Raw genomic sequence first — 26,106 nt, forward strand, 5'->3', positions numbered from 1 at the left:
CTCAGGCTCTCCGCGCCGTGGATGGTGTCGCGTCGAGCATTCCCGTCCACAGGCCGGGGAAGTCGGGCAGGGTCTTGGCCGTGGTCGCCACGTTCTCGATCTGGACGCCCTCGACGGTCAGGCCCAGGACGGCGGCGGCGGTGGCCAGCCGGTGGTCCTCGTAGGTGTGGAAGATCCCGCCGTGCAGGGGGCGCGGCCGGATCCGCAGCCCGTCCTCGGTCTCCGTGGCGTCGCCGCCGAGTTCGTTGATCTCCTTGGCGAGGGCGGCCAGCCGGTCGGTCTCGTGCAGCCGCAGATGGGCGATGCCGCGCAGGACGGACTCGGAGTCGGCCAGCGCCGCGACCGCCGCGATCACCGGGGTCAGCTCGCCGACCTCGTGCAGATCGGCGTCGATGCCGGTGATCCGGCCGGTGCCGGTGAAGGTCAGCCCGGCGTCGGTCAGCTCGCAGGAACCGCCCATGTCGGTGAAGATCCGGCGCAGCGCGTCACCGGGCTGGGTGGTGTGCTCCGGCCAGTCCGGGATCGTCACCCGGCCGCCGGTGACCAGGGCGGCGGCCAGGAACGGCGCCGCGTTGGACAGATCGGGCTCGACGACCAGGTCCCGGCCGAGCAGCGCGCTCGGCGCGACCCGCCACACGCCCTGCTCGCCGCCCGCCTCCGGGGTGTCGACCCGCGCGCCCGCCGCGCGCAGCATGTCGACCGTCATCCGGATGTGCGGCAGGGAGGGCAGCGCGGCGCCGATGTGGCGCACCTCGACGCCCTGGTTGAAGCGCGGCGCGGACAGCAGCAGCGCGCTGACGAACTGGGACGACGCCGAGGCGTCGATACGGACCGGGCCGCCGTCCAGCGCCCCGCCGCCGTGCACGGTCATCGGCAGCGCGCCGCGGCCGTCGTCGTCGATGCGGGCGCCGAGGGCGCGCAGCGCGTCGATCACGCCGTGCAGCGGACGCTCGTACGAGCGCGGGTCGCCGTCGAAGCGGACCGGGCCGTCGGCGAGGGAGGCGACCGGCGGCAGGAAGCGCATCACGGTGCCCGCGTTGCCGACGTCGATGGTGGCCGGGCCGTGCAGTCCGGCGGGGATGACCCGCCATGCCTCGCCGCCGCCGGAGGAGCCGCCCGCGCCGAAGGCGCTGTCGGAGACCGTCTCCTCGATGCCGACGCCCATCGCGCGCAGCGCGTCGGCCATCAGCAGGGTGTCGCGGGAGCGCAGCGGGCGGCGCAGCCAGCCGGGCTCGGCGGCGAGCGCGGCCAGGATCAGACCGCGGTTGGTGACGGACTTCGATCCGGGCACGGTGACGGTCGCGTCGACCGCCCCGTCAGCGGTCGGGGCGGGCCAGAGGGCGGTGTGATCGCCCGGGGAAGTCTCAATGCCGGTCATGGGTCTCACTTTAGTGGCTCACCGAGAGTGCGAATCTTGATCAAAAGTGGCGAAACCCAGTCGAAACACCGCGCTGCTAGGAGGGGTGGGGCGCAGGCGGTGGGTCACAGCCGCAGCAGCCAGCGGCCGCCGCCGATCAGCGAGCACAGCGAGACGACGTGGAAGAGCAGCAGCCACACCACGGCCGGGACGTTGGTGAGCCGGGCCAGCTGGTCGGGGTCGGAGTCGTGCGCTCCGCCGGACCGCCGCTTGCTCTGGAGTTCGAACGGCGGACGGACGCCGCCGAGCAGCAGGAACCAGACCACGCCGTACGCGAACGCGGCCTGTACGTCCGGCTCGGTCAGCCAGGAAACGAGGAAGAAGGCGGCCCCGGCGGTGACGACCGTGAGCACGCCGTACGCGTTGCGGATCATCACCAGCATCACGGCGAGCAGCCCCGTCGTCCCCCACAGCAGCGCGGTGATGTGGTTGGCGGCCAGCAGCCAGGCGCCGAGCAGCCCGATCAGGGAGGGCGCGGTGTAACCGGCGGCCGCCGTGAGGACCATGCCGATGCCGGTGGGCTTTCCGCGCGAGACGGTCAGCCCCGAGGTGTCCGAGTGCAGCCGTATGCCGTCCAGACGCCGCCCGCTGAGCAGCGCGACCAGTCCGTGGCCGCCCTCGTGGGCGATCGTGATCGCGTTGCGGGATATGCGCCAGGAGGTGCGGAAGACGACGACGGCGAGAGCGATCAGCCCGGTGGAGGCGACCAGCCACAGCGTGGGGTCGGGCTGGGCTCCTACGACCCGGTCCCACAGATCGGCGGCGTTCGTTGCGTCCATGTGCGGGCGGCTCCTCGCGTCGGTTGGCGTCGTGGCAGTGTGGCACCTATGTGCGGTCGATACGCAGCGAGTCGGAGACCCGAGGATCTCGTCGGGACCTTCGGGGTGGAGAAGTGGGAGCCGGAGGAGACGCTGGCGCCCGACTGGAACGTCGCGCCCACCAAGGACGTGTACGCGGTGCTCGAACGCCCGCTCAAGGGCCCCGAGGCCGAGGCCGCCGGGCCGGGGCCGGTCCGCCAGCTGCGGACGCTGAAGTGGGGCCTCGTGCCGTCCTGGTCGAAGTCACCCGAGGGCGGGGCGAAGATGATCAACGCCCGGGCCGAGACCGTGCACGAGAAGCCCTCGTACCGGCGCCCCTTCGCCTCGCGCCGCTGCATCCTGCCCGCCGACGGCTACTACGAGTGGGTCACCGGGTCGGGGGAGCGGCAGCTGGAGGAGAAGGGGAAGCGCAAACGGCCGCGCAAGCAGCCGTACTTCGTGACCCCGGTGGACGGTTCGGTCATGGCGATGGCCGGGCTGTACGAGTTCTGGCGGGACCGCACGCTGCCGGACGAGCATCCGCGCGCCTGGTGGGTGACCTGCACGGTGATCACCACCGAGGCGGAGCGGGAGCCGTTCGCGGGCGGCGCCGGGGGCGAGGGCCCCGGCTCGCTGGCCGATATCCATCCGCGGATGCCGCTCGTCCTCCCCGAGGACCGCTGGGACTCCTGGCTGGATCCGGCCCGTACCGACCCCGACGAGCTGCGCCCGCTGCTGGCGCCGCCGCCCGCGGGACTGCTGCGCGCGTACCCGGTGGCGACCGGGGTGAGTGACGTCCGTAACAACGGACCGGAGCTGCTGACGGAGCTGGAGGGCCCGGAAGAGGGCACGCTGTTCTGATGACGCGCACTTCTGGGACGACGGGGACGACCCCCACCGCCGAGACCGTGCCGACCCCGGTCGGCGACGCCCGTATCACCTGGCACCACGCCTCCGGCGCGCACACCGTGCTGGCCGTCTCGCACGGCGCGGGCGGTGGCATCGAGGCGCGCGACCTGCGGGCGCTGGCCGCCGCGCTGCCGCCGCGCGGGGTGAGCGTCGCGCTGGTCGAGCAGCCGTGGCGGGTGGCGGGCAAGAAGGTCGCGCCCGCGCCCAAGACCCTCGACACCGGCTGGCGCGCGCTGTGGCCCGCGCTGGAGCGGCCCGGCCTGCCGGTCGTCGCGGGCGGCCGCAGCGCGGGGGCGCGGGTGGCCTGCCGTACGGCGGCCGAGCTGGGCGCCCGCGCCGTGCTGGCGCTGTCCTTCCCGCTGCACCCGCCGGGCAAGCCCGAGAAGTCCCGCGCCGAGGAGCTGCTGTCCAGCGGCCTGCCGACGCTGGTCCTGCAGGGCGGCCGGGACGCCTTCGGGCGCCCCGGGGAGTTCCCGGAGCTGCCGGAGTCCACGGAACTGGTCGAGGTGCCGTACGGCGATCACGGCTTCGCCGTGCCGAAGTCCGCGGACCTCACGGAGCCGGAGGCCATGGCCGTGATCACCGACGCCGTCGGGGAGTGGCTGACGCGCCTCGCCCCCTGAGGGGGTGTGGGTGAGGTCACGGGAATGCGACCCGGGGGCTTGGTGTTATACGCGTCGTAGGTATCGACCGCGTAAGAGGCACCAGCACGAGGAGAGGGAGTTCCCCGCATGGGTTCGCTTGCTTGCCCGGCCCGCCCGCACGCCGCTGACCTGGACTGGCGTCAGCTGGAGGCGGAGCAGACCGCGAAGATCGAGGCGGCGGGCGGACCGGATCGTCGTCTATTCTCCGATTCGAGCGGGTCCGCATCGGGTACCGCCGCGAAAACGGAGGAGGTGGGTCAGGTCACTGGGACCGACGCAGAGACCGACGGCGTCATCGAGGGAGCACGGGACGAGCAGCGGCAGGAGACGTCCGCTGAGCGCAACGCGCGCTTCGAGCGGGACGCCCTGACGTTCCTCGACCAGATGTACTCCGCTGCGCTGCGCATGACCCGTAATCCGGCCGACGCAGAGGACCTCGTGCAGGAGATGTACGCGAAGGCGTACGGGTCCTTCCACCAATTCCGCGAGGGCACCAACCTCAAGGCGTGGCTGTACCGCATCCTGACCAATACGTTCATCAACTCGTACCGCAAGAAGCAGCGCGAACCCCAGCGCAGCGCGGCCGAGGAGATCGAGGACTGGCAGCTCGCGCGCGCCGAGTCGCACATGTCGACCGGTCTGCGCTCCGCCGAGTCCCAGGCCCTGGATCACCTGCCGGATTCGGACGTCAAGGAGGCCCTTCAGGCCATTCCCGAGGAGTTCCGGATCGCGGTCTACCTCGCGGATGTCGAGGGGTTTGCGTACAAGGAGATCGCCGACATCATGGGGACACCCATCGGTACGGTGATGTCCCGTCTGCACCGTGGGCGCCGCCAGCTGCGCGGTCTGCTGGAGGACTACGCCCGTGGGCGCGGGCTCGTCCCGGCGGGCGCGTCCGGTGCCGCGGCGGACGAGTCGCACGATCGGAAAGGCGCGGACTCATGAGCTGCGGAGAGCCGCACGAGACGGATTGCTCCGAGGTCCTCGACCATCTCTACGAGTTCCTCGATCGCGAGATGCCTGACGGGGACTGCGCCAAGTTCGAGGTGCACTTCGACGAGTGCTCCCCCTGCCTGGAGAAGTACGGCCTGGAGCAGGCCGTGAAGAAGCTGGTCAAGCGGTGCTGCGGGCATGACGACGTGCCCACCGACCTCCGTTCGAAGGTCATGGGCCGCATCGAGCTGATCCGCTCCGGGCACGCGGTGCCCGAGCGTGAGCTGACCGCCGAGGCGGCGGACACCGGCGAGGCGTCCGCCCAGCCCACCCAGGAGTGAGCCGACCCGCGGCCGTCGGCCGCGGGCGGCGTGGCCTCAGCGGTCCGATCATCACCCGAAGGGGTGCAATCGGGCGGACCATCCGGTCCCGCCCGCCGTATGCGGCCCTATTCTCCCCAATCTGACCCGCCCCTGACGGGGGCGGCGATCCGGATGCGGATGGGGAGGAGGGCGGTCGTTGCGGTCACTTCCTCTCGTCGCGCGCGCCTATGTGGTGAGCGCCGTGCTCGCCGGGGCGCTGTGTGCCGCCCCGGTTCTGCGGCCCCAGGCGGCCGTCCCGTGGGCCACGGTGGTCCTGCTCGCCGCGGTGTACGCGGTGGGGTCGCGCACGGTGCGGGCCCCGTCTCCCGAATGGTGCAGCCCCGTCCTTCTGGCCGGGGCTTTTCTGCTGCCGCCCGCCGCCGCGGCGCTCGTCGCGGTGCCCGGGGCGCTGCTGGGCCGGGTCGAGCGGGACCCCGCGCCGGTCCGGCGCGCCTGGCGTGCCGCGCAGCTCTCACTGGCCGTCTGGGCCGCCGCGTACGCCTTCCGGGCCCTCGGTGGCCCGCCCGCCCTGTGCGCCGCTGAGAACCCCGGTGTGCCCGGTTTTCCACGGGCCCTGGCCGCCGCACCGGCCGCCGGGCTCGTGCTGGGGCTGGTCACCGCCGCCCTGGAGGGCGCGGTGCTGGTCCTCGCCGAGCGCCGTTCGGCCCGGGCCGCCTGGCGCGGACGGCCCTTGAGCGCCCTGGCGCCCCAGCTGGTCCACGGGCCCGCCGGGCTCGCCATGGCGGTGCTGTGGACCAGCCCGTACGGCCCGGCGGCGGCCCTGCTGGTGCTGCTGCCGATGTACGTCTGCGCCTGCGTCTTCGCGCTCTGTCACCGCGAGCGCGCCGCCCACCAGGCCACCATCCGCGCCCTCGTCCAGGCGGTCGACATCAAGGACCGCTACACCCGGGGCCACAGCGAGCGGGTCGGCCGCGCCTCCGTGATGATCGCCCGCGAGCTGGGCATGAGCGGCGACCGGCTGGAGGCCCTGCGCATCGCGGGCATCCTGCACGACGTGGGCAAGCTCGGCGTCCCCACCCGGCTGCTGCGCAAGAACGGCCCGCTGACCCCCGAGGAGCGCCGCGTCATCGAGCTGCACCCGGAATACGGCCACGAGATGGTGCGCGGCATCCGCTTCCTGGGCGAGGCGCGGACGGCCATCCTGCACCACCACGAGCGGCTGGACGGCAGCGGCTATCCGTACGGGCTGGCCGGTGCGCAGATCCCGGAGTTCGCGCGGGTGGTGGCGGTCGCGGACGCCTTCGACGCGATGACCTCGACGCGTACGTACAGCCGGGCCCGGCCGGTGGAGACGGCGGTCAAGGAGCTGAAGCGGTGCGCGGGCAGCCAGTTCGACGCCCGGATGGTGCGGGCCCTGGCCCGCGCCCTGGACCGCCACGGCTGGCACGCGGCGGTCACCGCGGACGCCCGCGCGGACGCCGCCGACGAGCGCGGAAACGTCCCGCCGCCCCCGCTCGTACGCGCCGCGGCGGCCGACGGCCCCGCGCCCCCGCCACCGCACCCCACCGACCCCGGCGGCACCTCATGACCCCGGCCAGGCGCCCCGGCCCGGACGGCGCGTGGTCCGGCGGACTCGGTGGTGCCTCGTGACCCCCGCCCGGCGCGGCGGTGCGCCAGGCCCCCGCGGCGTGGGCCCGCGCCTGCCGTCCGCCCGGAGGCGTAGCGGGGACGAGAACCCGGCGACGGATCGGGGCCCGGATCGGGTGCCGGGGCTGGGCCGGGATCGGAACGCGGCGGCGTGGGCGGCGAAAAGGCCGGGCGGGGGCGTGGGCCGCCCTGCCCCGGGTGTGCCTAGCCGCGCCGATGGGGTGTTCGGCGGCCTCGGGCGGCTCGCGGAGGCGCACGCGCGCGCGGTCCGGCGGGCGCGGGGGGCCCGGGACGGGGGCGCGGTGCGGGGGCCGGTGTCGCGGCGGGGCCGCAGAGCCATCCTCGGGGCGGTGTACGGGGCCGCCGGGGTGCTCGCCGTGGTGGCGCTCGCCTGGACGGAGTGGCACGGCATACGCGAGCCGGGGGCGGCGCTCGCCTTCGGGCTGCTCATCGCCCTCGGGGAAGCCATCCGGTGTTGCGACGCCCCGGCCGCGCTCCCGCGCGCGAGCGGGTCGCACGAGCAGCGCGGCGAGCCGGCGCCGCTCGCCGCCGCGAGTGCCCTCGGGTACGCCCTGCTGGGGCGTCTGGGCGGGGAGCCCACCAGCCATGGGGTGCTCCAGGTCGTCACCGTCGTCGTGGCGGCCTCTCTGACGGGCCTGGTGCCGCGCATGGCGCTCGGGCGCCCGGCCGACCCGGGCCACACCGCCCGGCGTGTGCTGACCGTGGGGTTCGCGGCCACCTGCTTCCAACCGTTGCACCACACCGGCCGGTTGGGCTCCTGGCTGGGGCACGGCCCCGCCCTCGTCGGCTACTTGCTGGGCGTACTGGCCCTGACCGCGCTGTGCGACGCGGTGCTCGCGGCCGCCCTGGCCCGTGCCCGCACCGGGTGGCCGTACGGGCCGCTGCTCCGCGACGAGCTGCGGGCGCTCGGCGGCATAGGGTCGGCGATCTGCGCGACCGGGGTGGTGATGGCGCTCACGGTGGCGGTCGCCGGGCTGTGGGCGCTGCCGGTGCTGGCGCTGCCGCCACTGCTGATCCAGTACTCGTTCCGCCGCTACGCCGCGATCCGGGCCACCTGCCGCCAGACCATCGCTTCCCTGGCCCGGTCGACCGAGATCGCCGGGTATACCCCGGTGGGCCACGCCCGCAAGGTGGCCGGGCTCAGCCGGGCGGTCGGCCGGGAGCTGGGGCTTTCCGAGCCCGCCCTGACTGTGCTGGAATACGCGGCGCTGATGCACGACATCGGGCAGCTGTCCCTGGTGGACCCGGTCCCGGCCGGGGCGACCGAGCCGCTGCCCCGCGCCGAGCAGCGCCGCATCGCGTTGCTGGGGGGTGCCGTGGTACGGCAGACGGGGGTGCCCTCGGAGGTCGCGCTGATCGTCGAACGGCAGGCGGACCCGTACCGCGAACAGCCGCTGTCCGCGCGTATCGTGCGCGCGGTGAACGCGTACACCGAGGCGGCGGGCGGCCCGGCGGCCGCGGGGCAAGGGGGAGCGGCCCCGCTGCGCGCCCTGGAGCGGCTGCGGCTCGCCACCGCGCGGGATTTCGATCCGGCGGTGGTCGAAGCGCTGGCGACGGTGCTGTCCCGCCCGGCGTACGACCGCCCCCGGTGAGGAACCCGGTGCGGGCACCCGGTGCGGAACCGGGTGAGGAATCCGGTCAGGAAACCGGTGAGGAATCGGTGAGTAACTAGGAACTCGCGGGTAATGAGCGGGTCTCCCAAGAGGCATGGTTGGATGCGAGAGAGGGGTGTCGGGCCGATGGCCGGTGGCAAGGAGGTGTGGTGGGCATCGTCTCCCGGCCGAAGGGTGAGGGGCTGGGCTGAGATGTCCGCGGATGTGTGGCAGGTTGTCTTCCAGGGAGGGCGACGCCGTCCGCGTAAGGCTCTGGTACGGGACTACTTCGATACCGGCAGGCGGGAATCGTGAAGATCTTCGGCAAGGTACGGCACCGGCCGTCCGCCTCATGGCGGCAGGCCACGGACCGTGCGTTCACGCTCATCGGCGACGGCCGGTACGAGGACGCGGGCGCGCTGCTGACCCGCGCAGCCGACCTGGAGCCGTGGCTGTCGGAGTCCTGGTTCAACCTCGCGCTGCTGCACAAGTTCCGGCACGACTGGGAGCAGGCCCGGGCCGCCGGGCTGCGCGCGGTCGCGCTGCTGGACCGCGAGGCGGGTGCCCCCGACTGGTGGAACGTGGGCATCGCCGCGACCGCCCTCCAGGACTGGCCGCTGGCCCGCCGCGCCTGGCAGGCGTACGGGCTGAAGGTGCCCGGCGAGGCGTCCGCGTCCGGTGAGCCGCTCGGCATGGACCTGGGCAGCGCGGCGGTGCGGCTGTCGCCGGAGGGCGAGGCCGAGGTGGTGTGGGGCCGCCGCCTGGACCCGGCCCGCATCGAGGTGCTGTCGATCCCGCTGCCGTCCTCCGGGCGGCGCTGGGGCGAGGTGGTGCTGCACGACGGCGTCCCGCACGGTGAGCGGGTGACCTCCGCGGGCCCGGCCTACCCCGTCTTCGACGAGATCGAGCTGTGGGCGCCGTCCCCGGTGCCGACCTGGGTGGTGCTGCTGGAGGCGGCCACCGAGGCCGACCGGGACGCCCTGGAGCGGCTCGCGGCGGACGCGGGCTTCGCCGCCGAGGACTGGTCGTCGTCGGTGCGGCTGCTGTGCCGCTCCTGTTCGGAGAGCCGCATGCCGAGCGACGAGGGCGAGGGCGAGCACCTGGACCCGCACGACCACAGCGAGCCCGGCCACCCCGGCCCGCTGGGGCACCGTACGGCGGGCTCGGGCTCGCTGTGGGTCGCCGAGCGCGAATGCGGCATCGCGGCCCCCAGCGGGCTGGTGCGGGGGCTGCTGGACGGCTGGGTCGCCGACAGCCCGGACACCCGGGAGTGGCGGGACCTGGAAGAGGTCTGCTGAAGACCCCCTCTGCTGAAGACTTCTGCTGAAGGCCCGGAATGGGCCGCTGATCCCCCTCCCGTCCGGGCGGGCCGTACCCTGTAGGGCGACGCATCAGGGTTTGAAGGAAGGCGTACGGCGGACGATGTCGCAGCAAGGGACCACGAGGCAGCAGGTGGACGACGAGTTCGTCGTGGACACGGAGGACTGCGAGGAGCGCGAGCAGGCGTACCGCGAGCGCGGCACCGCCCGCCCGATCACCGTCGTCGGCAATCCGGTGCTCCACAAGGAGTGCCAGGACGTCACCGCGTTCGACGACAAGCTCGCGGCGCTGATCGACGACATGTTCGCCAGCCAGCGCGCGGCGGAGGGCGTCGGCCTGGCCGCCAACCAGATCGGCGTCGACCTCAAGGTCTTCGTCTACGACTGCCTGGACGACGAGGGCGTACGCCACGTCGGCGTGGTCTGCAACCCGGTCGTGGAGGAGCTGCCCGCCGACCGCCGCGTCCTGGACGACTCCAACGAGGGCTGCCTGTCGGTCCCCACCGCCTACTGCGAGCTGGCCCGCCCGGACTACGCGGTGGTCCGCGGCCAGGACGCCGAGGGCAACCCGATCGCGGTCCGCGGCACCGGCTACTTCGCCCGCTGCCTCCAGCACGAGACCGACCACCTCCACGGCTACCTCTACATCGACCGCCTCTCCAAGCGCGACCGCAAGGACGTGCTCCGGCAGATGGCAGAGGGCACCCCCCGCTACGAGACGGTCCCCAACGACTGACCTCGGGAGCGGGTCAGGAGCCGTTCGCCGCCTGGGGGTAGTACTGCGCGACGTACGTCCAGCGTGCTGCCCCGAGGACGACGAACACCACGGGCGGCGCCAGCCACCAACGGCTGAGCGCCCCCTTCCGGACCGGAAGCGCCGCGAGCAGCAGGGTCACGATCCCCACGAGGACCACGACGAACGACGCCGTCTCGATGCCGGTGAGCGTGTTCTCATCCCAGGCGCCCCCGGGCTCCGTCACCAGCGCCCAAAAGGCGAAGTAGACGTTGACGAGGTTCGCGAGAACCAGGACCGCCGCACCGGCCCACCGAAGAAAGCCGGTCACTCCAGGGCCCTCCGCGCGTCCTTCACGTTGCCTTCGTAGGCCCTACCGTAGCCCGCGCGCCGAGGCGGTGTTGACGAGGTCGTCAACGACGACACGGCCGCGCTCCAAAGAGAGCGCGGCCGTGGGCCGGAAGCGGGGGCGACGGTCAGAAGTCGTCGTCGAAGGAGACCGAGCCTTCGACCGCTACCTGGTAGGCCGAGGCGCGGCGTTCGAAGAAGTTGGTCAGCTCCTGGACGTCCTGCAGCTCCATGAAGGAGAACGGGTTCTCGGAGCCGAAGACCGCGGGGAAGCCGAGGCGCCGCAGGCGCTGGTCGGCCACGCACTGCAGGTACTCGCGCATCGACGCGGTGTTCATGCCCGGCAGGCCGTCGCCGCACAGGTCGTGGGCGAACTGGAGTTCCGCCTCGACGGCCTCCTTCAGCATGTCGGTGACCTGCTGCTCCAGCTCGTCGTCGAAGAGGTCGGGCTCTTCCTCGCGGACGGTGTCCACGACCGAGAAGGCGAACTCCATGTGCATGGACTCGTCGCGGAACACCCAGTTGGTGCCGGTCGCCAGCCCGTGCAGGAGGCCGCGCGAGCGGAACCAGTAGACGTAGGCGAAGGCGCCGTAGAAGAACAGGCCCTCGATGCACGCCGCGAAGCAGATCAGGTTGAGCAGGAAGCGGCGCCGGTCGGCCTTGGACTCCAGCCGGTCGATCTTCTCCACCGAGTCCATCCAGCGGAAGCAGAACTCCGCCTTCTCCCGGATGGAGGGGATGTTCTCGACCGCCGCGAAGGACGCCGCCCGGTCGTCCGGGTCGGGGAGATAGGTGTCCAGCAGCGTCAGATAGAACTGGACGTGCACGGCCTCCTCGAAGAGCTGCCGCGACAGGTACAGCCGCGCTTCGGGGGAGTTGATGTGCTTGTAGAGCGTCAGCACCAGATTGTTGGACACGATCGAGTCGCCGGTCGCGAAGAACGCCACCAGTCGGCTGATCATGTGCTGCTCACCGGGGGAGAGCTTGGCGAGGTCGGCGACGTCCGAGTGGAGGTCGACCTCTTCCACGGTCCAGGTGTTCTTGATCGCGTCCCGGTAGCGGTCGTAGAACTGCGGGTACCGCATCGGCCGCAGGGTCAGCTCGAACCCGGGGTCGAGCAGGTTCTTGGTGCTGTCCGTCGCGGTGTTCGCGGTGGTCATCTCGGATGCGGTGGGCATTACTGACAGGCCTCGCAGGACTCGGGGTTTTCCAGGGAGCAGGCGACCGCGTCGGCCTCGGCGGGCGTCGCTTGAGCGGGGACGGCGGCCGTGGCGGCGCCACCGCGGGCGCTCTGGGCGATCCGGGTCGCCGGGCGCGAGCGCAGGTAGTACGTGGTCTTGATGCCGCGCTTCCAGGCGTACGCGTACATCGAGCTGAGCTTGCCGATGGTCGGCGCGGCCATGAAGAGGTTCAGCGACTGGCTCTGGTCGAGGTACGGCGTACGGGCCGCCGCCATGTCGATCAGGGCGCGCTGCGGGACCTCCCACGCGGTCCGGTACAGGTCGCGGACGTCCGCGGGCACCCAGGAGAGGTCCTGGACCGAGCCGTTGGCCTCGCGCAGCGCGTCACGGGTCTGGGCGTCCCAGACGCCGAGCTTCTTCAGGTCGTTCACCAGGTAGTTGTTGACCTGGAGGAACTCACCGCTGAGCGTCTCGCGCTTGAAGAGGTTGGAGACCTGCGGCTCGATGCACTCGTACACGCCCGCGATGGAGGCGATGGTGGCGGTCGGCGCGATCGCCAGCAGCAGCGAGTTCCGCATGCCGGTCGTCGCCATCCGCTGCCGCAGCGCCTCCCAGCGCTCGGGCCAGGTGGCCTGGGCGTCGTTGTAGTGGTCCGGGTGGAGGACGCCGCGCGCGGTGCGGGTCTCGGCCCAGGCCGGGTGCGGGCCGTGGCGCTCGGCGAGGTCGCAGGACGCCTCGTACGCGGCGAGCATGATGCGCTCGGAGATCCGCGTGGACAGCGCCTGCGCCTCGGACGAGTCGAACGGCAGCCGCAGCCGGAAGAAGACGTCCTGGAGGCCCATCAGGCCGAGCCCCACCGGACGCCAGCGGGAGTTGGAGGCCCCGGCCTCGTCGGTGGGGTAGAAGTTGATGTCCACCACGCGGTCGAGGAAGGTCACGGCGGTGCGGACGGTGCGGTCCAGCCGCTCCCAGTCCATCTCCCCGTCCTCCCCCAGGTGGGCGGCGAGGTTGACCGAGCCGAGGTTGCAGACGGCGGTCTCGCCGTCGTTGGTGACCTCCAGGATCTCGGTGCACAGGTTGGAGGAGTGGACGACCCGGCCCGGCTCGGCGGTCTGGTTGGCGGTGCGGTTGGCGGCGTCCTTGAACGTCATCCAGCCGTTGCCGGTCTGCGCGAGGGTGCGCATCATCCGGGAGTACAGCTGGCGCGCCGGGACCTGCTTGAGCGCCCGCCCCTCGGCCTCGGCCTTCCGGTACGCGGCGTCGAACTCGTCGCCCCACAGGTCGACCAGCTCGGGCGCGTCCGCCGGGGAGAACAGCGACCAGTCGGCGTCCGCCTCGACCCGGCGCATGAACTCGTCCGGGATCCAGTGCGCGATGTTGAGGTTGTGGGTGCGGCGGGCCTCTTCGCCCGTGTTGTCCCGCAGCTCCAGGAACTCCTCCAGGTCCGCGTGCCAGGTCTCCAGGTAGACACAGGCCGCGCCCTTGCGCCGGCCGCCCTGGTTGACGGCGGCCACGGAGGCGTCGAGCGTGCGCAGGAACGGCACGATGCCGTTGGAGTGCCCGTTGGTGCCGCGGATCAGTGAACCGCGGGCGCGGATGCGGGAGTACGACAGACCGATGCCGCCCGCGTGCTTCGAGAGGCGCGCCACCTGGTGGTAGCGGTTGTAGATCGAGTCCAGCTCATCCAGCGGCGAGTCCAGCAGGTAGCAGGAGGACATCTGCGGGTGCCGGGTGCCGGAGTTGAACAGCGTGGGGGAGCTGGGCAGGTACGACAGCGTGCTGGTCATCCGGTACAGCTCGGCGACATCGGCCAGCGCCCGTGCCGACTGGTCCTCGGCGAGCCCGCAGGCCACGCGCAGCAGGAAGTGCTGCGGGGTCTCGATCACCTGACGGGTGATCGGGTGGCGCAGCAGATAGCGGCTGTGCAGGGTGCGCAGCCCGAAGTAGCCGAAGCGGTCGTCCGCGCCGTCGGCCAGCGCCTGGTCGACCAGCGCGTCCAGGCGGGCGGCGTGGGTGGTCACGAACTCGGCGGTGGAGTCGGCGATCAGGCCCTCGCGGTGGCCCACGGCGACAGAGGCCGAGAAGGAGTCCGCGCCCTGCCCGGCCGCCTCCTCGGCGATCGCGCGGGTCAGCAGCCGCGCGGCGAGCTTGGAGTACTCCGGCTCCTCACCGATCAGCCCGGCCGCGGCCTCGGTCGCCAGGGAACGCAACTCCGCCTCGTCCGAACCGGGGTGGCGGCCGCGCAGGGCGGCGGCCGCGACCCTGCCGGGGTCGGTGGCGGGCAGGTCGGCGGTGAGCGCGGTCAGGGTACGCAGCAGGGCGGTCCCGGGCGCGTCGGCCGCTGCCGTGGTGTCCGCTGCCTCTGAGACCGGATCGGCGGGCGCGATGGTCACTGAAGTGTTCTCCCTCGCTCGGCTGGGGGCCTGCGAGGGCGGTGCGCGATGGCCGCTTACGGGCATGCCGATTCCGCTTCAGGGCACACCGCGCAGCGTCCATCGACCCAACCCGCGAGGCCCGGACGTATGCAGACGGCCGTCGGCAGGTCATCGGACTCACGGGTACGCGAAAGCGCACCCGTACACCGTTGCGGGACAGTTCCGGATTCCCACCGGATTCCCCTGCGGCGACAGCGAGCACGAGCATACATCTTGTGTCGCGCTGCGCACGTACCCCCAGATGTTGTGTCGTCAGCTGGGTGGATTCGCATAGATGTGCTAGTCGCGTCAGGCTTTGGCCGCGTTGGAATCCCAGGGAAAACTAGCTCGCCGGGCCGCTCGTCCGCCATTCGTCCAGGGCACGGGCGAGGCGGTCGCGGTAGCCCGCGTAGCCGTCCTCGTACGCGCCGCGAAGCTCCGCCCGGGGCTCGACGGTACGGGACGCGGAGCGCCAGTGAGGGGCGTCCACGGGGTCGCCCAGCGACCGCCAGGCGACCGCGGCCGCGCCGCGCGCGCCGACTTCCGGCTCGTCCGGAAGGGCCACGGGGTGATCAATGACATGCGCGAAAATCTCCGTCCACGCGGCGGAGCGCACGCCCCCGCCGCACAGCGCGAGCCGCCCCGAGAGCCCGGCCGCCTCCAGGCAGTGGCGGGCCGCGTAGGCGATGGCCTCGCATACGGCCCGTACGGCGTCGGCACGGGTGGTGGCGAGACCGAGGCCGTCCAACCGGCCCTGGGCGGCGGGCTCCACGAAGGGGGCGCGCTCCCCGGCGCCGGACAGGAAGGGCAGCGCGGTCACTCCGTTCGCGCCCGGCGGGCTCTGGCCGAGCAGGGTGTCCAGTTCGGCCGTGGTCGTCCCTGTGAGATCGAGCACCCAGCGCAGGGCGGCGGTGCCGACCATGGCGGGCATCGCGCGCAGCCAGCGGTCCGGGTCGGGGACGCACAGCCACATTCCGGCCGGATCGGCGGCCGGGTCCACCACGGCGCGATCGGTGAGCACCTGACAGGCCAGCGTGGTGCCGACGATGAGCAGCCCGTCGCCCACGTCCCGCACCCCGCTGCCGATGGCGCACGCCGGAAGGTCGTACGGGCCACAGACGAGGGGGAGTCCGGGCGGCAGCCCGGTCAGCCGAGCCCCCTCGTCGTCCAGCGCGAGGACGGTGCCGGGTGCGGCGGGCGGGGGCAGCAGCCGGGCGTGGTCGCCCAGCCCGCACAGCTCCAGCGCGGCGGGCACGTACGTACGGGTGGTGACGTCGAGGAACGGGAGGGAGGCGTCCGAGGCGTCCACGGTGATGACACCGGTCAGCCGCTGGGCCACCGCGTCCACGCAGTACCCCGCGACCGACGCCCGCTCCAGCGCCGCCGGTTCGTGCTCGGCCAGCCAGCGCAGCAGCGGGGCGTGGCAGCCGGGGAACAACCCGGAGCCGGTGAGGGCGTAGAGGGCGGCGAGCGTGCCGTCGGTGCGCCAGCGGGCGACGGTACCGGCTCCCCGGCCGTCCAGCCAGGAGATCGGCGGACGCACCGCCCGGCCCGCCTCGTCGCGCAGCCACAGCCCGTCGCCCTGGCCGGTGAGCGCGAGCGCGGCGGGCGGCCCGGGGAGCGCCGCGGCGACCTCGCGCACCACCTCGGCGACCGTGCGCAGCACGTCCTCCAAGTCTTGTTCGACCAGGCCACCGGGCAGCCGGTCAAGTCGGCTGGGGCGGGCGGCGGAGGCGAGGGCGGTCCCGTCGCGGCCGAAGGCCACGGCCTTGGTGACCGAGGTGCCGACATCCACTCCGATGATCGCGCGCATGGCCTGTTGCCCTCCGGAACCTCGGTGTCCCTTCACATAAGCGATGCTAGATTTAACACCAGAGACGTGATGAGGCAATGGTCCAGGCGCTGGTCCAGGCACTGGCCGACACGCAGGGGAGCCCCGGATGACCGCCCGACTGCTGCTCGTACGCCACGGAGAGACCGTGTGGCACGCGGAGAACCGGTACGCCGGAACCTCGGACATCGCGCTGACCGAGCGCGGCCACTGGCAGGCGCGGGCCCTCGCCCACTGGGTGCGCGGCCGCGGGATCGACGCGGTGGCCTGCTCCCCGCTCGGCCGGGCGCGGCGCACCGCCGAACCGGCGGCCAGCGCGCTGTCCCTGGTGCCCGAAGTCGTCGAGGACCTGCGCGAGATGGACTTCGGCTGGGGCGAGGGCCGCACCCTCGCCGAGATGGAGGCGGAGGACGCGGCGGCCGTCCGGGCGTTCCGTGAGGACCCCGACGCCGGGGCCTTCCCCGGCTCGGAGCGGCCAGGCGAGGCCGCGGGCCGGGCGGTCGCCGCCCTGCGGCGGCTGGCCGCCGCGCATCCGGACCGCACGGTGCTCGTCGTGGCGCACAACAGCCTGCTGCGGGTCGCGCTGTGCACCCTGCTCGGCATCCCCGTGGGCCGCTACCGCACGGTCTTCCCCCGGCTGGACAACGCGGCGGTGACCGAGGTCGGGATCGACGGCGACCGCACGGCGCTGCGCTCCCTGAACGTGCCGACCAGCGGCGTGCCGACCGGCGGCGTGCCGAGCGGCGGCGTGCCGAGCGGCGGCGTGCCGACCGGCGGCATGACGGGAGAGGCCCGCCCATGACCACCGCCCGCTCCCAGGACGCCCGCAGACAGGCCATCACCGAACACGTCCTCGCGCACTCCACCGCCACCGCGGCCGAGCTGGCCGACCTCACCGGGGTCAGCCTGATGACCGTGCACCGGGACCTGGACGAGCTGGCCCGGCTCGGCGTGCTGCGCAAGTTCCGGGGCGGGGTCTCGGCCCTGCCGTCGTCGGTCTTCGAGTCCAGCCTCGCCTACCGGATGGGTGCCCACCGGGCCGAGAAGGAGGCGGTGGCCGCCACCGCGGCGGAGCTGGTCGAGCCCGGGATGTCGGTCATGCTGGACGACTCCACGACCGCCCTCGCGCTCGCCCGGCTGCTGGTGGAGTCCGCCCCGCTGACGGTGGTGACCAACGCCCGGCGGGTGATCGAGGTCTTCGCCGGGGTGCCCCGGATCCGGCTGATCGGGCTCGGCGGGGAGTACTCGCACACCCATGACTCCTTCCTCGGCGTGCCGTGCGCGGAGGCGATCGGGGCGCTCTCGGTGGACATGGCGCTGGTCAGCACCTCGGCCATGGACGCGACGACCACGTACCACCAGGAGCAGGACGTGGTGCTGGTCAAGCGCGCCATGCTCGCGGCCGCCGCCCGCACGGTGCTGTTGATGGACGCGTCCAAGACCCGGCGCACGGCGCTGCACCGGCTGCGCCCGCTGGCCGACTTCGACCATCTGGTGGTGGACGGCGGGGCGGACGCCCGGCTGGTGGGGGAGTGGCGGGAGCGCACGGATGTGAGGATCGCGCACGGCTCTTCTTAACATCACCAGTGTGAACTTAACCCCCCTTGCGAGAGGCGTGATACGTGATGTCCGACCGGGCCGAGGTCGTCGCGGGGATCGACATCGCCACGGCGGCCGTGCGGGTGGTGTGCGCCGACGCACACGGGCACGTACGGGCGCGGGGCAGCGCCCAACTCCCGCCCCCGCGCCGGGGCGAGGGCGGGCGCAGCGAACAGGACGCCACGGCTTGGTGGCCCGCCGTCGCGGCGGCCCTGCGCGAGGCCACCGGGGCCCTTCCGGCGGGCGGCCGGGAGGTCGTGGCGGTGGCCGTCGCCGCCACCTCCGGCACGATCGTCCTCGCGGACGGCCGGGGCGAACCGCTCGGCCCCGCCCTGATGTACGACGACCGCCGCGCCGCCGGGCTCAACGCCCGCGCCCAGGAGGCGGGTGCCCCGCGCTGGCGGGCCCTCGGTCTGTCGGTCGCCCCGACCGCCGCCCTCGGCCGCATCGCCTGGCTGGCGAGCACGGAGGGGGCTGCCGCGGGGTCGGCAGCGAGCAGCGGCCCGGCGTCCGGCGCTGCGGCGGCCGGTGGTCCGGCGCCCGGTTCCGGTACGCCCGCCACCGGGCGGACCGGAACCGGGGCGGGTCGGGTCCGGCATCTGCTCCACACCCCCGACCTCGTGGGATGGCGGCTCACCGGCGGGCCCGTCGCCACCGACTGGTCCCACGCGCTCAAGAGCGGTTACGACGCGCGCGCCGGAGAGTGGCCCGGCGAGGTCTTCGACGCGCTCGGCGTACCGGCCCGGTGGCTGCCGTCCGTCCAGCCCCCGGCCACCGCGGTCGGCACGGTGTGCGCGGACGCCGCGGCGCAGACCGGGCTGCCGACCGGGTGCGCGGTCCGGCTCGGCATGACCGACGGCTGCGCCGGGCAGCTCGCCACCGGGGCCGTGCGGCCCGGGCAGTTCGTGGGGATCCTCGGCACCACCTACGTCCTCAAGGGCGTCACCCGGGACCTGGTCACCGACCCCTCCGGCGCGCTCTACAGCCACCGCCACCCGGACGGCTGGTGGCTGCCGGGCGGCGCCTCCAACACCGGCGGCGAGGCCCTCGCGCACCTCCCGTCCGAGCGGCTGCCCGCGCTCGACCGCGCCGCCGCGCACCGGGGCCCGGCCTCCGTCGTCACGTATCCGCTGCGCCGCGAGGGCGAGCGCTTCCCGTTCGTCAGCGGCGCGGCCCGGGGCTTCGTCCTCGGCACTCCGGCCGACGACGCCGACCGGCACCGCGCCACGCTGGAGGGCGTGGCCTTCCTGGAACGCCTCGCGCTGGAGCGGGCGGCCGAGCTGGGCGTGGCGGTCGAGGGTCCGCTGTGGGCCGCGGGCGGCGGCAGCCGCAGCGAGCTGTGGACCCGGATCCGCGCCACCGTGCTCGGTCGCCCCCTGTGCGTCGCCGAGCACGCCGAAACGGCCTTCGGTGCCGCCCTGCTGGCCGCCTCCGGGACGCTCCACGCCGACCTCACGGCGAGCGCCGCCGCGATGGTCCGCCCCGGCCGGGACGTCGCACCGGACGCGCGCGAGCACGCCGCGCTCGACGCCTCGTACGCCACGTTCACCGCGGCTCTGCGGGATCGCGGCTGGCTGCCGCGCTAGATCTCCACGGTGAACGCATACAACGCGATCCCCGGGACGGGCTCCCAGTCCCGCTCCGGCGCCCGGACGAAGCCCAGCCGCCCGTACAGCCGGTGGGCGGCGGCCATCCTCTGATGACTGCTGATCACGAGCCCCCGCAGCCCCAGCTCCCGGCCCCGGTCCAGGCAGGCCCGCACCAGCGCCTCGGCCGCCCCGCGCCGCCGCGCCTCGGGCCGCACGGCCAGCATCCGGAACTCACCCTCGCCGGGCTCGGCCAGCTCCGCATACGCCCCGCCGTGCACGGCGAAGGCCAGCGCCCCCAGCACCACGCCGTCGCTCACCGCGACCAGCACTTCGGCCTCGGCGGCGCGGCGCCGGGCATCGCGGAGCACGGCCAGGTACGGGTCGTCGTCCCCGAAGTCCAGGAGCCCGTCCCCGAGATACGCTCGGGCGGTCAGCTCCCCGATGTCGTCCAGTTCCTCGTCCCGCGCGCGTCTGATCGTGACATCCATGTCCGCAGTCTGCCGCAGGGCACTGACAACCGGGTCGTCACCGTGTGACGGTGCTGATCACCCCGGTGGAACCGGCGCGCTTGTTGGCCGCCTCGGCTTCCTGGTACGTGACGTAGTGGCGGACCGTGCCGTCCGGCAGCGTCAATTGGTAAAGGACGACTCTCTGCGGTGATCCGCCGCCACAGTTGCAGCCCATGGGTGCTCTTCCTTTCCGTCGCGTCAGTCCAGCCACCGCGATGCCACACCGGCGAGATAGGAAAGCGTCAGGGCGGTGGCCGGGATCTGGAACCACGCGGTGGTGTCCAGCGAGAAGGCGTAAGCGGCGGTGGCTCCGGCCACCCATGTGCTGGTACACCAGCCGCAGTTGACCAGATAAGTGACCGGGGAATCGTCGCCGAAGCGGTCGGCGACCCAGGTCCGAAAGCCCGCCGCCAGCGTGTCCTTGGTGATGAAACGGGTGATGCGGCAGGTGGTGCCGAGGGCGAGAAGGAACGCTGCAAGGCTCATCGGATCGTTCCTTATCGGTGCGATGTATTTATTACAAGCACGACCGACCCCAACAGGCGATAGCCCGTCAGAAGATTCCCCCGAATAGCCGAGCGTTCGTCATATGAATGCGCCACTGTGCGAGCCCTTGTGCGCCAAACGAGTGATGGGTGTTCTGAGGTCTTGAGCGACACGGATGTGCGTGGATAACTGGAAACGTGGCATCGAGGCCGCCCCATACCTCGTCAGCCATTCAGGAGCCGGGAATTCGCCCCGTTACTCCCGCCTCACTCGTGCACCGCTCCTGCGCCCCGCTCGGCGGCCCACCAGCTTTCCCTTCCTCCGCTGTCGGCCTGCGTGCGCCCAGTGCACCTCATCTGACCCTTCCCCAGGAGGACCGATCATGACCTCGACCGATCTCGTCTCCGCCGCCGCACCCACCGCGGGCTACTGGCCCCCGAATCCGGTGGGCCCGCCGCTGCTGCTGTCCGTGGTGCCCAACTCGGGCCCCACCAGCGGCGGGAACCTCGTCCAGCTGACCGGGACGAACCTGCGCAACATCATCAGCGTGACCTTCGGCGGCACCCCCGCCACCATCGTCAGCCAGAGCTCCTCCGGCGACTGGTCCGGTGGCGGCGGCTGGGGCGGCGGTGGCTGGGGTGGCGGCGGTGGCGGCTGGCCGGGGTACCCCAACCCCACCACCGACACCATCGTGGTGATCGCCCCGCCGCACGCGGCCGGGGCCGTCCAGGTCCTCGTCACCACCGCCGCGGGCACCAGCAACAGCCAGCCGTACACCTACGTGGCGCCGCCCCCGCCCACCGCTTCCTCCATCACCCCGGCCGTGGGCCCGACCACCGGCGGCACGGTGTTCCTGATCAACGGCACCAACCTGAACACCGTCACCAGCGTCACCTTCGCCAACGTCCCCGGGACGATCGTGGCCGTGAACCCCGCCGGTACCCAGCTGGTCGGCGTCACCCCGGCGGGCCCGCCCGCCGGCGGCACCGTCGCCGTGGTCGTCACCGGCCCCGGTGGCGCGGTCGCCATCCCGGGCGGTTTCACCTACTTCGTCGCTCCGCCCGTGCCCGTGCCCGTCAACATCGTTCCCAACAGCGGACCGGCGGCCGGTGGTACGGCGTTCACCGTCAACGGCACCAACCTCGGCACCGTGCTGGCCGTGCTGTTCAACGGCGTTCCCGCCACCGGCGTGACCGCCACCGCCACCACGGTCACCGGCATCACTCCGCCCGGAGCGGTCGGCCCCGCGACCGTCACCCTGGTGACGCCCACCGGAACCACCACCGTCCCCGGTGGCTTCAGCTACGTGTGACACGTGTGAGCCGGATGGCACCGGCAGCCGGGGCGCACCCCGGCTGCCGGTGCCGTCGCGTGCTAGGCGGCGCCGTGGTGGCCGCCGCCCGGGCGGTGGTGGTCGAAGGCGAGCACCGGCCCCGGCGTGACCAGGAATGGGCGCATCATCGCCATGTCCTCGTGCTCCAGGATGTGGCAGTGGTACATGAAGCGGCCCGTCGCCCCGGTGTAGCGGCCGATGACGTTGACCATCTCGCCGCCCGCGACCTGGATGGTGTCCTTCCAGCCCCGCTCGCTCGGCAGCACCTCCAGCTCACCGGAGTACGTGACCGGCGCGCCCTCGCGCGTACCGCCCAGCGCCGGGTCGAAGCCGTTGGCCGCGTACGCCTGACGGCTCATCGCCTGGAAGCTGATCAGGTGGATGTGCATCGGGTGGGTCGGACCGCCCAGGTTCAGGAAGCTCCACTGCTCCCAGGAGTCCAGCTCGACGCTGAAGCCCATGGTGTCGTCGAAGGAGCGGGCGATCCGCCGGTACGTGACCGTCTGGCCCTTGTCGTTGCTGACCTGGATCACCCCGTCCCCCGGGGCCGTCACCTCGGACGCCGGGACCTCCCGCAGCTCCCAGATCTCCGGGTGGCCGTTGCCGCCGACCGTGCCGGGCGGGGTGAGCGCGATGACCCGGTGCCCGTGCGAGGGGGCGTTGGCGTGGGTGAGCCGCTGGAACGAGGAGAGCACCTTCGGCAGCACGAAACGGTCGCGCACCCGCTCGCGGTCCACCCGGAACCGCATCACCTGCGGATACGGCACCCCCCTCGCCTCGTCGGCCTCGCCCGGGCTCTTCCCGGCCGGGGTGTTGACCAGACGCAGGCTGCGCCCGCGCAGCCGGGAGAAGTCGATCAGCAGGTCGATCCGCTCGGAGGGGGCGATGGACACCGGGGCGTCGAGGTCCACCGGACGGTCCAGCAGGCCACCGTCCGTCCCGATCTGCTTGACCGCTCCGGTCACCTGCTCGCCGGTCTCCTCGTCGATCAGCGCCAGCCGGTAGAAGCGGGCGTTGGACGCGTTGAGCACCCGGAACCGGTACCAGCGCGCCTCGACGTCGAAGTACGGCCAGATCACCCCGTTGACCAGCGTGTACGGCCCGGAGAACGGCGTGGTGATGTTGCGCCCCTCGGGGTCCTTGCCGACGGCCTGCACCTTGTGGAGCAGCCGCCCGGTGAGCCGTCCGTCGGGGTCCGTATCGAGGTTGCGGTCCATCAGCACCAGCGGCACCTCGTACTCGTCGCGCGGCAGCCGCAGCGCGTCCTCTTCCTCGTCCCGGATGAGGTACATGCCCGCCAGGCCGGTGAACACGTTCCACCGGGTGATGTGCATGGCGTGGTCGTGATACCACAGCGCCGTCGCGCGACAGTCGTTCGGATACTCCGAGAGCTGGGAGTCACCGGGTGCGAGCGCGTTCTGCGCCCACCCGTCGTTGCCCGCGCCGGTCGGGGCGCCGTGCAGATGCGTCACCGACCACGGCGGCAGCTCCGCCACGCCCTTGACCTCCTCGGCCCCGGCCTCGCCGTGCCCTGGCACGTTGACCGCGGGCGGGGTGGTGGCCGGTACCTCATACGCGGTCACCGGGTACGCGCCGGACAGCCGGTTCGTCCAGGCCACGCGCAGCCGCTGCTTGCGGCGCACCTCGATGGTGGGCCCGGGGAAGTGTCCCTCGTAGGCCCACACCCGGGTCGGCGGCAGTTGCGAATGCAGCCGCACCCAGGTGGCGCGCAGGTCGACGGTGATGCCCCGGAGCGCCTCGTCGTGCCCCGGCCGCAGCCGCGGCGGTACGCGCAGGGCGTCCATGAAGGGCACGAGCCCCGCCGCCGGTGAGGCCGGAGCGGTCTGCTCCTCCGTCTCCTCGGAATCGTTCTGGACAAGCGTGTCGGACATGGCCGAACCCCCGTTGTGTGTCCCCCGTGCCACCGGTGGTCTCCGGCGGCACACTTCTCGCCTTCTCAGATGCGCCGGGGGCGCACAACAGTTGCGAGGTAGGTGGGGGAATGCGCCATTCTGTGCGGAATTGGCTGGAACAAGAGGGTGGAATTGGGGCGTCCGGCCCGGTGTTACGTTGGAACACGGTGCCCTCGGCGCCCCGGACGAGCACGTCGTACCCGGTCACGACAAGACGGCGTAGTCAGCGTGTCTGTTGCTACGTGAGGTTCCTGTCATGGCGTGGATTCTTCTGATGCTGTCCGGTCTCCTGGAGACGGTCTGGGCGGCGGCGCTCTCGGCGTCGCACGGCTTCAGCCGCCTCCGTCCCAGCCTGCTGTTCGTCGCCGCCGCCGCGCTGAGCATGGCCGGGCTGTCGTACGCGATGCGCTCCATCCCCATCGGCACCGGCTACGCGGTGTGGGTCGCGATCGGCGCGGTGGGCACCGCGGTCTACGGCATGATCGCGCTCGGTGACCCGGTGAGCGCCGGGCGCATCGTCTGCCTGGGCCTGATCGTCAGCGGTGTGGTGGGCCTGAAGCTGCTGCACTGAGGCCCCCCCCAGGTGAACAACCGAAGCGGGCCGCCGCCTCCCGCGAGGGAGACGGCGGCCCGCTGACGGAAAACGCCGGGCTCAGTGGCCGCCGGGCGCGCCCGCCGTGGCCGGGGGCAGGTCGGCCTGGACGCCGGGGTCGCCCGCGTCCGCCGTGTAGTCGGACGCGGACGTCTCGTCCACACCGTCGGGGGCCTTCAGCGCCCGCAGGACGAACGTGAGCACCACGGCGACCACGACGTTGAGGACGAAGGCGGTGAACCCGATGTAGCCGATCTCGCCGATGCCCGGGATCTCGTCCGAGCTGCCGCCGAAGTGCTTCTGGGTGGGGCTGGCCACGCCGTACGCCGCGACCGTGCCGTAGACCATGCCGACCGCCCAGCCGCCGAGCAGCGCCCACCGGTGGAACCAGCGGGTGAACAGGCCGCCCACCAGGGCCGGGAAGGTCTGCAGGATCCAGATGCCGCCCAGCAGCTGGAAGTTGATCGCGACGGTCTTGTCCATGGTCAGGACGAAGGCCAGCGCGCCGACCTTCACCAGCAGCGAGACCAGCTTGGAGACCTTGGTCTCCTGCGCCGGGGTGGCGTCCGGCCGCAGGAAGTCCTTGTAGATGTTGCGGGTGAACAGGTTCGCCGCGGCGATGGACATGATGGCCGCCGGGACGAGCGCGCCGATGCCGATGGCGGCGAAGGCGACCCCCGCGAACCAGTCCGGGAACATGTTCTCGAAGAGCTGGGGGATCGCCAGCTGTCCGTTCTCGACCTTCACGCCCGCCGCGATCGCCATGAAGCCGAGCAGCGCCAGCAGCCCCAGCATCAGCGAGTACAGCGGCAGGATGGTCGCGTTGCGGCGGATCACCTCGCGGCTGCGGCTGGAGAGCGTGGCGGTGATCGAGTGCGGATACATGAAGAGCGCCAGCGCCGAGCCGAGGGCGAGCGTGGCGTAGCCCCACTGCTGTTTGTCACCGCTGGCGAGCGCGCCCTTGGGCTGCCCGGTGGCCGGATTCTCCTGCGACAGGGCGTGGCCCGCCTTGGCGAAGATGTCGTCGAAGCCGCCCAGCTTGATCGGGATGTAGATGATCGCCACCGCGATGACGATGTAGATCAGGGTGTCCTTGACGAAGGCGATGAGCGCGGGGGCGCGCAGCCCGGACGAGTAGGTGTACGCGGCGAGCACACCGAAGGCGATCAGCAGCGGCAGGTCCTTGATGAACCAGTTGGTGTCCTCGCCGCCGCCCACGCCCATGACGTCCAGCACCGCCTGGATGCCGACGAGCTGGAGGGCGATGTACGGCATGGTGGCGAGGATGCCGGTGATCGCGACGGCCAGCGAGAGCCCCTTGGAGCCGAAGCGGCCGCGGACGAAGTCCGAGGTGGTGACGTATCCGTGCTTGTGGGACACCGACCACAGCCGGGGCAGGAAGGTGAAGATCAGCGGATACACCAGGATGGTGTACGGCACGGCGAAGAAGCCCGCCGCGCCCGTCGCGTAGATCGCGGCCGGGACGGCGACGAAGGTGTACGCGGTGTAGAGGTCGCCGCCCAGCAGGAACCAGGTGATCCAGGTGCCGAAGCTGCGGCCGCCGAGCCCCCATTCGTCGAGGTTGTCGGCGTTCTCGGCGGCCCGCCAGCGGGCGGCGAGGAAGCCCATCACCGTGACGGCGAGGAAGAAGAAGATGAAGACGGCGAGCGCGACGCCGTTCACGCCGTCGTTCACGCGGAACCGCCTCCCTCGCGCGCCCGCTGCTCACGGCGGACCAGGATGTACGCGGTCGTCGTCAGCGCGGCCGAGATGGGCACCCAGGCCATCTGGTACCAGTAGAAGAACGGGATGCCGATGAAGGTGGGCTCGATCTTCCCGTACGAGCCGACCCACAGCATCGCCACGAAGGGCGCGATGAGGCAGAGCGCGGCCACGACACGCGAGGGCGTGACGACCGGTCTCCTGTCTGCGGGCGTGGCGGGCGTGTCTGGCATGGCGGCGGGCTCCCGTCCCCT

The 26,106-nt window shown here is 72.6% G+C and carries 25 protein-coding genes and 2 riboswitches; of the genes, 13 read left to right on the forward strand and 12 right to left on the reverse strand.

Going from position 1 to position 26,106, the window contains the following annotated elements:
* Window position 1 precedes the first annotated feature (1 nt).
* Window positions 2–1,378: a 3-phosphoshikimate 1-carboxyvinyltransferase gene (gene aroA, locus ACZ6CL_RS02470; protein WP_468930160.1), complete on the reverse strand. Its 1,377-nt coding sequence runs from the start codon at window positions 1,376–1,378 to the stop codon at window positions 2–4.
* A gap of 104 nt (window positions 1,379–1,482) precedes the next feature.
* Window positions 1,483–2,196, reverse strand: coding sequence for a M50 family metallopeptidase (locus ACZ6CL_RS02475; RefSeq protein ID WP_468930163.1), 714 nt, complete (start codon window positions 2,194–2,196; stop codon window positions 1,483–1,485).
* 48 nt (window positions 2,197–2,244) lie between these two features.
* On the opposite strand from ACZ6CL_RS02475, the gene ACZ6CL_RS02480 reads away from it, so the two are divergent.
* From ACZ6CL_RS02480 to def, 8 genes are all read left to right on the forward strand, one after another.
* Window positions 2,245–3,075, forward strand: a complete 831-nt coding sequence (locus ACZ6CL_RS02480; protein WP_468930165.1) for an SOS response-associated peptidase — start codon at window positions 2,245–2,247, stop codon at window positions 3,073–3,075.
* A complete protein-coding gene (locus tag ACZ6CL_RS02485; protein WP_468930168.1) occupies window positions 3,075–3,746 on the forward strand; it encodes an alpha/beta hydrolase family protein in 672 nt (223 codons plus the stop codon). Before ACZ6CL_RS02480 ends, ACZ6CL_RS02485 begins: the two co-directional genes overlap by 1 nt.
* A 273-nt stretch (window positions 3,747–4,019) precedes the next feature.
* On the forward strand, window positions 4,020–4,712 hold the full coding sequence (locus ACZ6CL_RS02490; protein WP_468931246.1) for a sigma-70 family RNA polymerase sigma factor: 693 nt from the start codon (window positions 4,020–4,022) through the stop codon (window positions 4,710–4,712).
* Entirely contained in the window at window positions 4,709–5,041 is a 333-nt protein-coding gene (gene rsrA / locus ACZ6CL_RS02495) for a mycothiol system anti-sigma-R factor (protein WP_468930171.1), read from the forward strand. Before ACZ6CL_RS02490 ends, rsrA begins: the two co-directional genes overlap by 4 nt.
* A gap of 178 nt (window positions 5,042–5,219) precedes the next feature.
* A complete protein-coding gene (locus ACZ6CL_RS02500; protein WP_468930173.1) occupies window positions 5,220–6,611 on the forward strand; it encodes an HD-GYP domain-containing protein in 1,392 nt (463 codons plus the stop codon).
* 373 nt (window positions 6,612–6,984) lie between these two features.
* A complete protein-coding gene (locus ACZ6CL_RS02505; RefSeq protein ID WP_468931249.1) occupies window positions 6,985–8,283 on the forward strand; it encodes an HD-GYP domain-containing protein in 1,299 nt (432 codons plus the stop codon).
* Between the two features lie 311 nt (window positions 8,284–8,594).
* Window positions 8,595–9,581: a tetratricopeptide repeat protein gene (locus ACZ6CL_RS02510; protein ID WP_468930176.1), complete on the forward strand. Its 987-nt coding sequence runs from the start codon at window positions 8,595–8,597 to the stop codon at window positions 9,579–9,581.
* A gap of 124 nt (window positions 9,582–9,705) precedes the next feature.
* Window positions 9,706–10,338 (forward strand): peptide deformylase, encoded by a 633-nt coding sequence (def, locus tag ACZ6CL_RS02515; RefSeq protein WP_468930179.1) that lies wholly within the window; start codon window positions 9,706–9,708, stop codon window positions 10,336–10,338.
* A 13-nt stretch (window positions 10,339–10,351) separates the two neighbouring features.
* Here the strand turns inward: def and ACZ6CL_RS02520 are convergent, their stop codons facing one another.
* The 4 genes from ACZ6CL_RS02520 to ACZ6CL_RS02535 all read right to left on the reverse strand — a co-directional run bounded on the left by ACZ6CL_RS02520 (window position 10,352) and on the right by ACZ6CL_RS02535 (window position 16,091).
* The gene (locus ACZ6CL_RS02520; protein ID WP_468930181.1) at window positions 10,352–10,666 is read right to left on the reverse strand and encodes a hypothetical protein; all 315 of its coding nucleotides are present in this window, start codon (window positions 10,664–10,666) and stop codon (window positions 10,352–10,354) included.
* A 145-nt stretch (window positions 10,667–10,811) separates the two neighbouring features.
* On the reverse strand, window positions 10,812–11,843 hold the full coding sequence (locus ACZ6CL_RS02525) for a ribonucleotide-diphosphate reductase subunit beta (protein WP_468930183.1): 1,032 nt from the start codon (window positions 11,841–11,843) through the stop codon (window positions 10,812–10,814).
* A 17-nt stretch (window positions 11,844–11,860) separates the two neighbouring features.
* Window positions 11,861–14,257 (reverse strand): ribonucleoside-diphosphate reductase subunit alpha, encoded by a 2,397-nt coding sequence (locus ACZ6CL_RS02530; protein ID WP_468930186.1) that lies wholly within the window; start codon window positions 14,255–14,257, stop codon window positions 11,861–11,863.
* A gap of 127 nt (window positions 14,258–14,384) precedes the next feature.
* Window positions 14,385–14,507, reverse strand: a riboswitch (cobalamin riboswitch).
* Window positions 14,508–14,621: 114 nt separating this feature from the next.
* Window positions 14,622–16,091, reverse strand: a complete 1,470-nt coding sequence (locus ACZ6CL_RS02535; RefSeq protein WP_468930188.1) for an FGGY family carbohydrate kinase — start codon at window positions 16,089–16,091, stop codon at window positions 14,622–14,624.
* Window positions 16,092–16,218: 127 nt separating this feature from the next.
* Here ACZ6CL_RS02535 and ACZ6CL_RS02540 point away from each other — a divergent pair, with 127 nt between their 5' ends.
* Genes ACZ6CL_RS02540 through ACZ6CL_RS02550 form a run of 3 tightly spaced genes read left to right on the forward strand, consistent with a single transcriptional unit; the run spans window position 16,219 to window position 19,294 of the window.
* Window positions 16,219–16,911 carry a histidine phosphatase family protein gene (locus ACZ6CL_RS02540; protein WP_468930189.1) on the forward strand — a complete coding sequence of 231 codons (693 nt, stop codon included), beginning with the start codon at window positions 16,219–16,221 and terminating at the stop codon, window positions 16,909–16,911.
* A complete protein-coding gene (locus tag ACZ6CL_RS02545; RefSeq protein ID WP_468930191.1) occupies window positions 16,908–17,687 on the forward strand; it encodes a DeoR/GlpR family DNA-binding transcription regulator in 780 nt (259 codons plus the stop codon). Before ACZ6CL_RS02540 ends, ACZ6CL_RS02545 begins: the two co-directional genes overlap by 4 nt.
* Before the next feature lie 47 nt (window positions 17,688–17,734).
* Window positions 17,735–19,294, forward strand: coding sequence for an FGGY-family carbohydrate kinase (locus tag ACZ6CL_RS02550; RefSeq protein ID WP_468930194.1), 1,560 nt, complete (start codon window positions 17,735–17,737; stop codon window positions 19,292–19,294).
* On the opposite strand, the gene ACZ6CL_RS02555 is transcribed toward ACZ6CL_RS02550, so the two are convergent.
* Genes ACZ6CL_RS02555 through ACZ6CL_RS02565 form a run of 3 tightly spaced genes read right to left on the reverse strand, consistent with a single transcriptional unit; the run spans window position 19,291 to window position 20,292 of the window.
* Entirely contained in the window at window positions 19,291–19,785 is a 495-nt protein-coding gene (locus tag ACZ6CL_RS02555; protein ID WP_468930197.1) for a GNAT family N-acetyltransferase, read from the reverse strand. The genes ACZ6CL_RS02550 and ACZ6CL_RS02555 overlap by 4 nt on opposite strands.
* 37 nt (window positions 19,786–19,822) lie before the next feature.
* A complete protein-coding gene (locus ACZ6CL_RS02560) occupies window positions 19,823–19,981 on the reverse strand; it encodes a DUF7196 family protein (protein WP_468930199.1) in 159 nt (52 codons plus the stop codon).
* 23 nt (window positions 19,982–20,004) lie between these two features.
* Window positions 20,005–20,292 carry a hypothetical protein gene (locus tag ACZ6CL_RS02565; RefSeq protein WP_468930203.1) on the reverse strand — a complete coding sequence of 96 codons (288 nt, stop codon included), beginning with the start codon at window positions 20,290–20,292 and terminating at the stop codon, window positions 20,005–20,007.
* A gap of 382 nt (window positions 20,293–20,674) precedes the next feature.
* Between ACZ6CL_RS02565 and ACZ6CL_RS02570 the strand changes: the two genes are divergently transcribed.
* The gene (locus ACZ6CL_RS02570) at window positions 20,675–21,604 is read left to right on the forward strand and encodes an IPT/TIG domain-containing protein (protein WP_468930206.1); all 930 of its coding nucleotides are present in this window, start codon (window positions 20,675–20,677) and stop codon (window positions 21,602–21,604) included.
* 62 nt (window positions 21,605–21,666) lie between these two features.
* Here the strand turns inward: ACZ6CL_RS02570 and phsA are convergent, their stop codons facing one another.
* Complete coding sequence (gene phsA / locus ACZ6CL_RS02575; protein WP_468930208.1) at window positions 21,667–23,517, reverse strand: O-aminophenol oxidase PhsA; 1,851 nt, start codon at window positions 23,515–23,517, stop codon at window positions 21,667–21,669.
* 182 nt (window positions 23,518–23,699) lie between these two features.
* Window positions 23,700–23,762: riboswitch (guanidine-III (ykkC-III) riboswitch) on the forward strand.
* A gap of 32 nt (window positions 23,763–23,794) precedes the next feature.
* Between phsA and ACZ6CL_RS02580 the strand changes: the two genes are divergently transcribed.
* A complete protein-coding gene (locus ACZ6CL_RS02580) occupies window positions 23,795–24,109 on the forward strand; it encodes a DMT family transporter (protein ID WP_468930211.1) in 315 nt (104 codons plus the stop codon).
* An 81-nt stretch (window positions 24,110–24,190) separates the two neighbouring features.
* On the opposite strand, the gene mctP is transcribed toward ACZ6CL_RS02580, so the two are convergent.
* Together mctP and ACZ6CL_RS02590 are read right to left on the reverse strand one after the other, a co-directional pair.
* Complete coding sequence (mctP, locus tag ACZ6CL_RS02585) at window positions 24,191–25,825, reverse strand: monocarboxylate uptake permease MctP (protein WP_468930214.1); 1,635 nt, start codon at window positions 25,823–25,825, stop codon at window positions 24,191–24,193.
* Window positions 25,822–26,085, reverse strand: a complete 264-nt coding sequence (locus ACZ6CL_RS02590) for a DUF3311 domain-containing protein (protein ID WP_468930216.1) — start codon at window positions 26,083–26,085, stop codon at window positions 25,822–25,824. Before ACZ6CL_RS02590 ends, mctP begins: the two co-directional genes overlap by 4 nt.
* Window positions 26,086–26,106 lie beyond the last annotated feature (21 nt).

Source organism: Streptomyces sp. NPDC041200 (assembly GCF_055591805.1).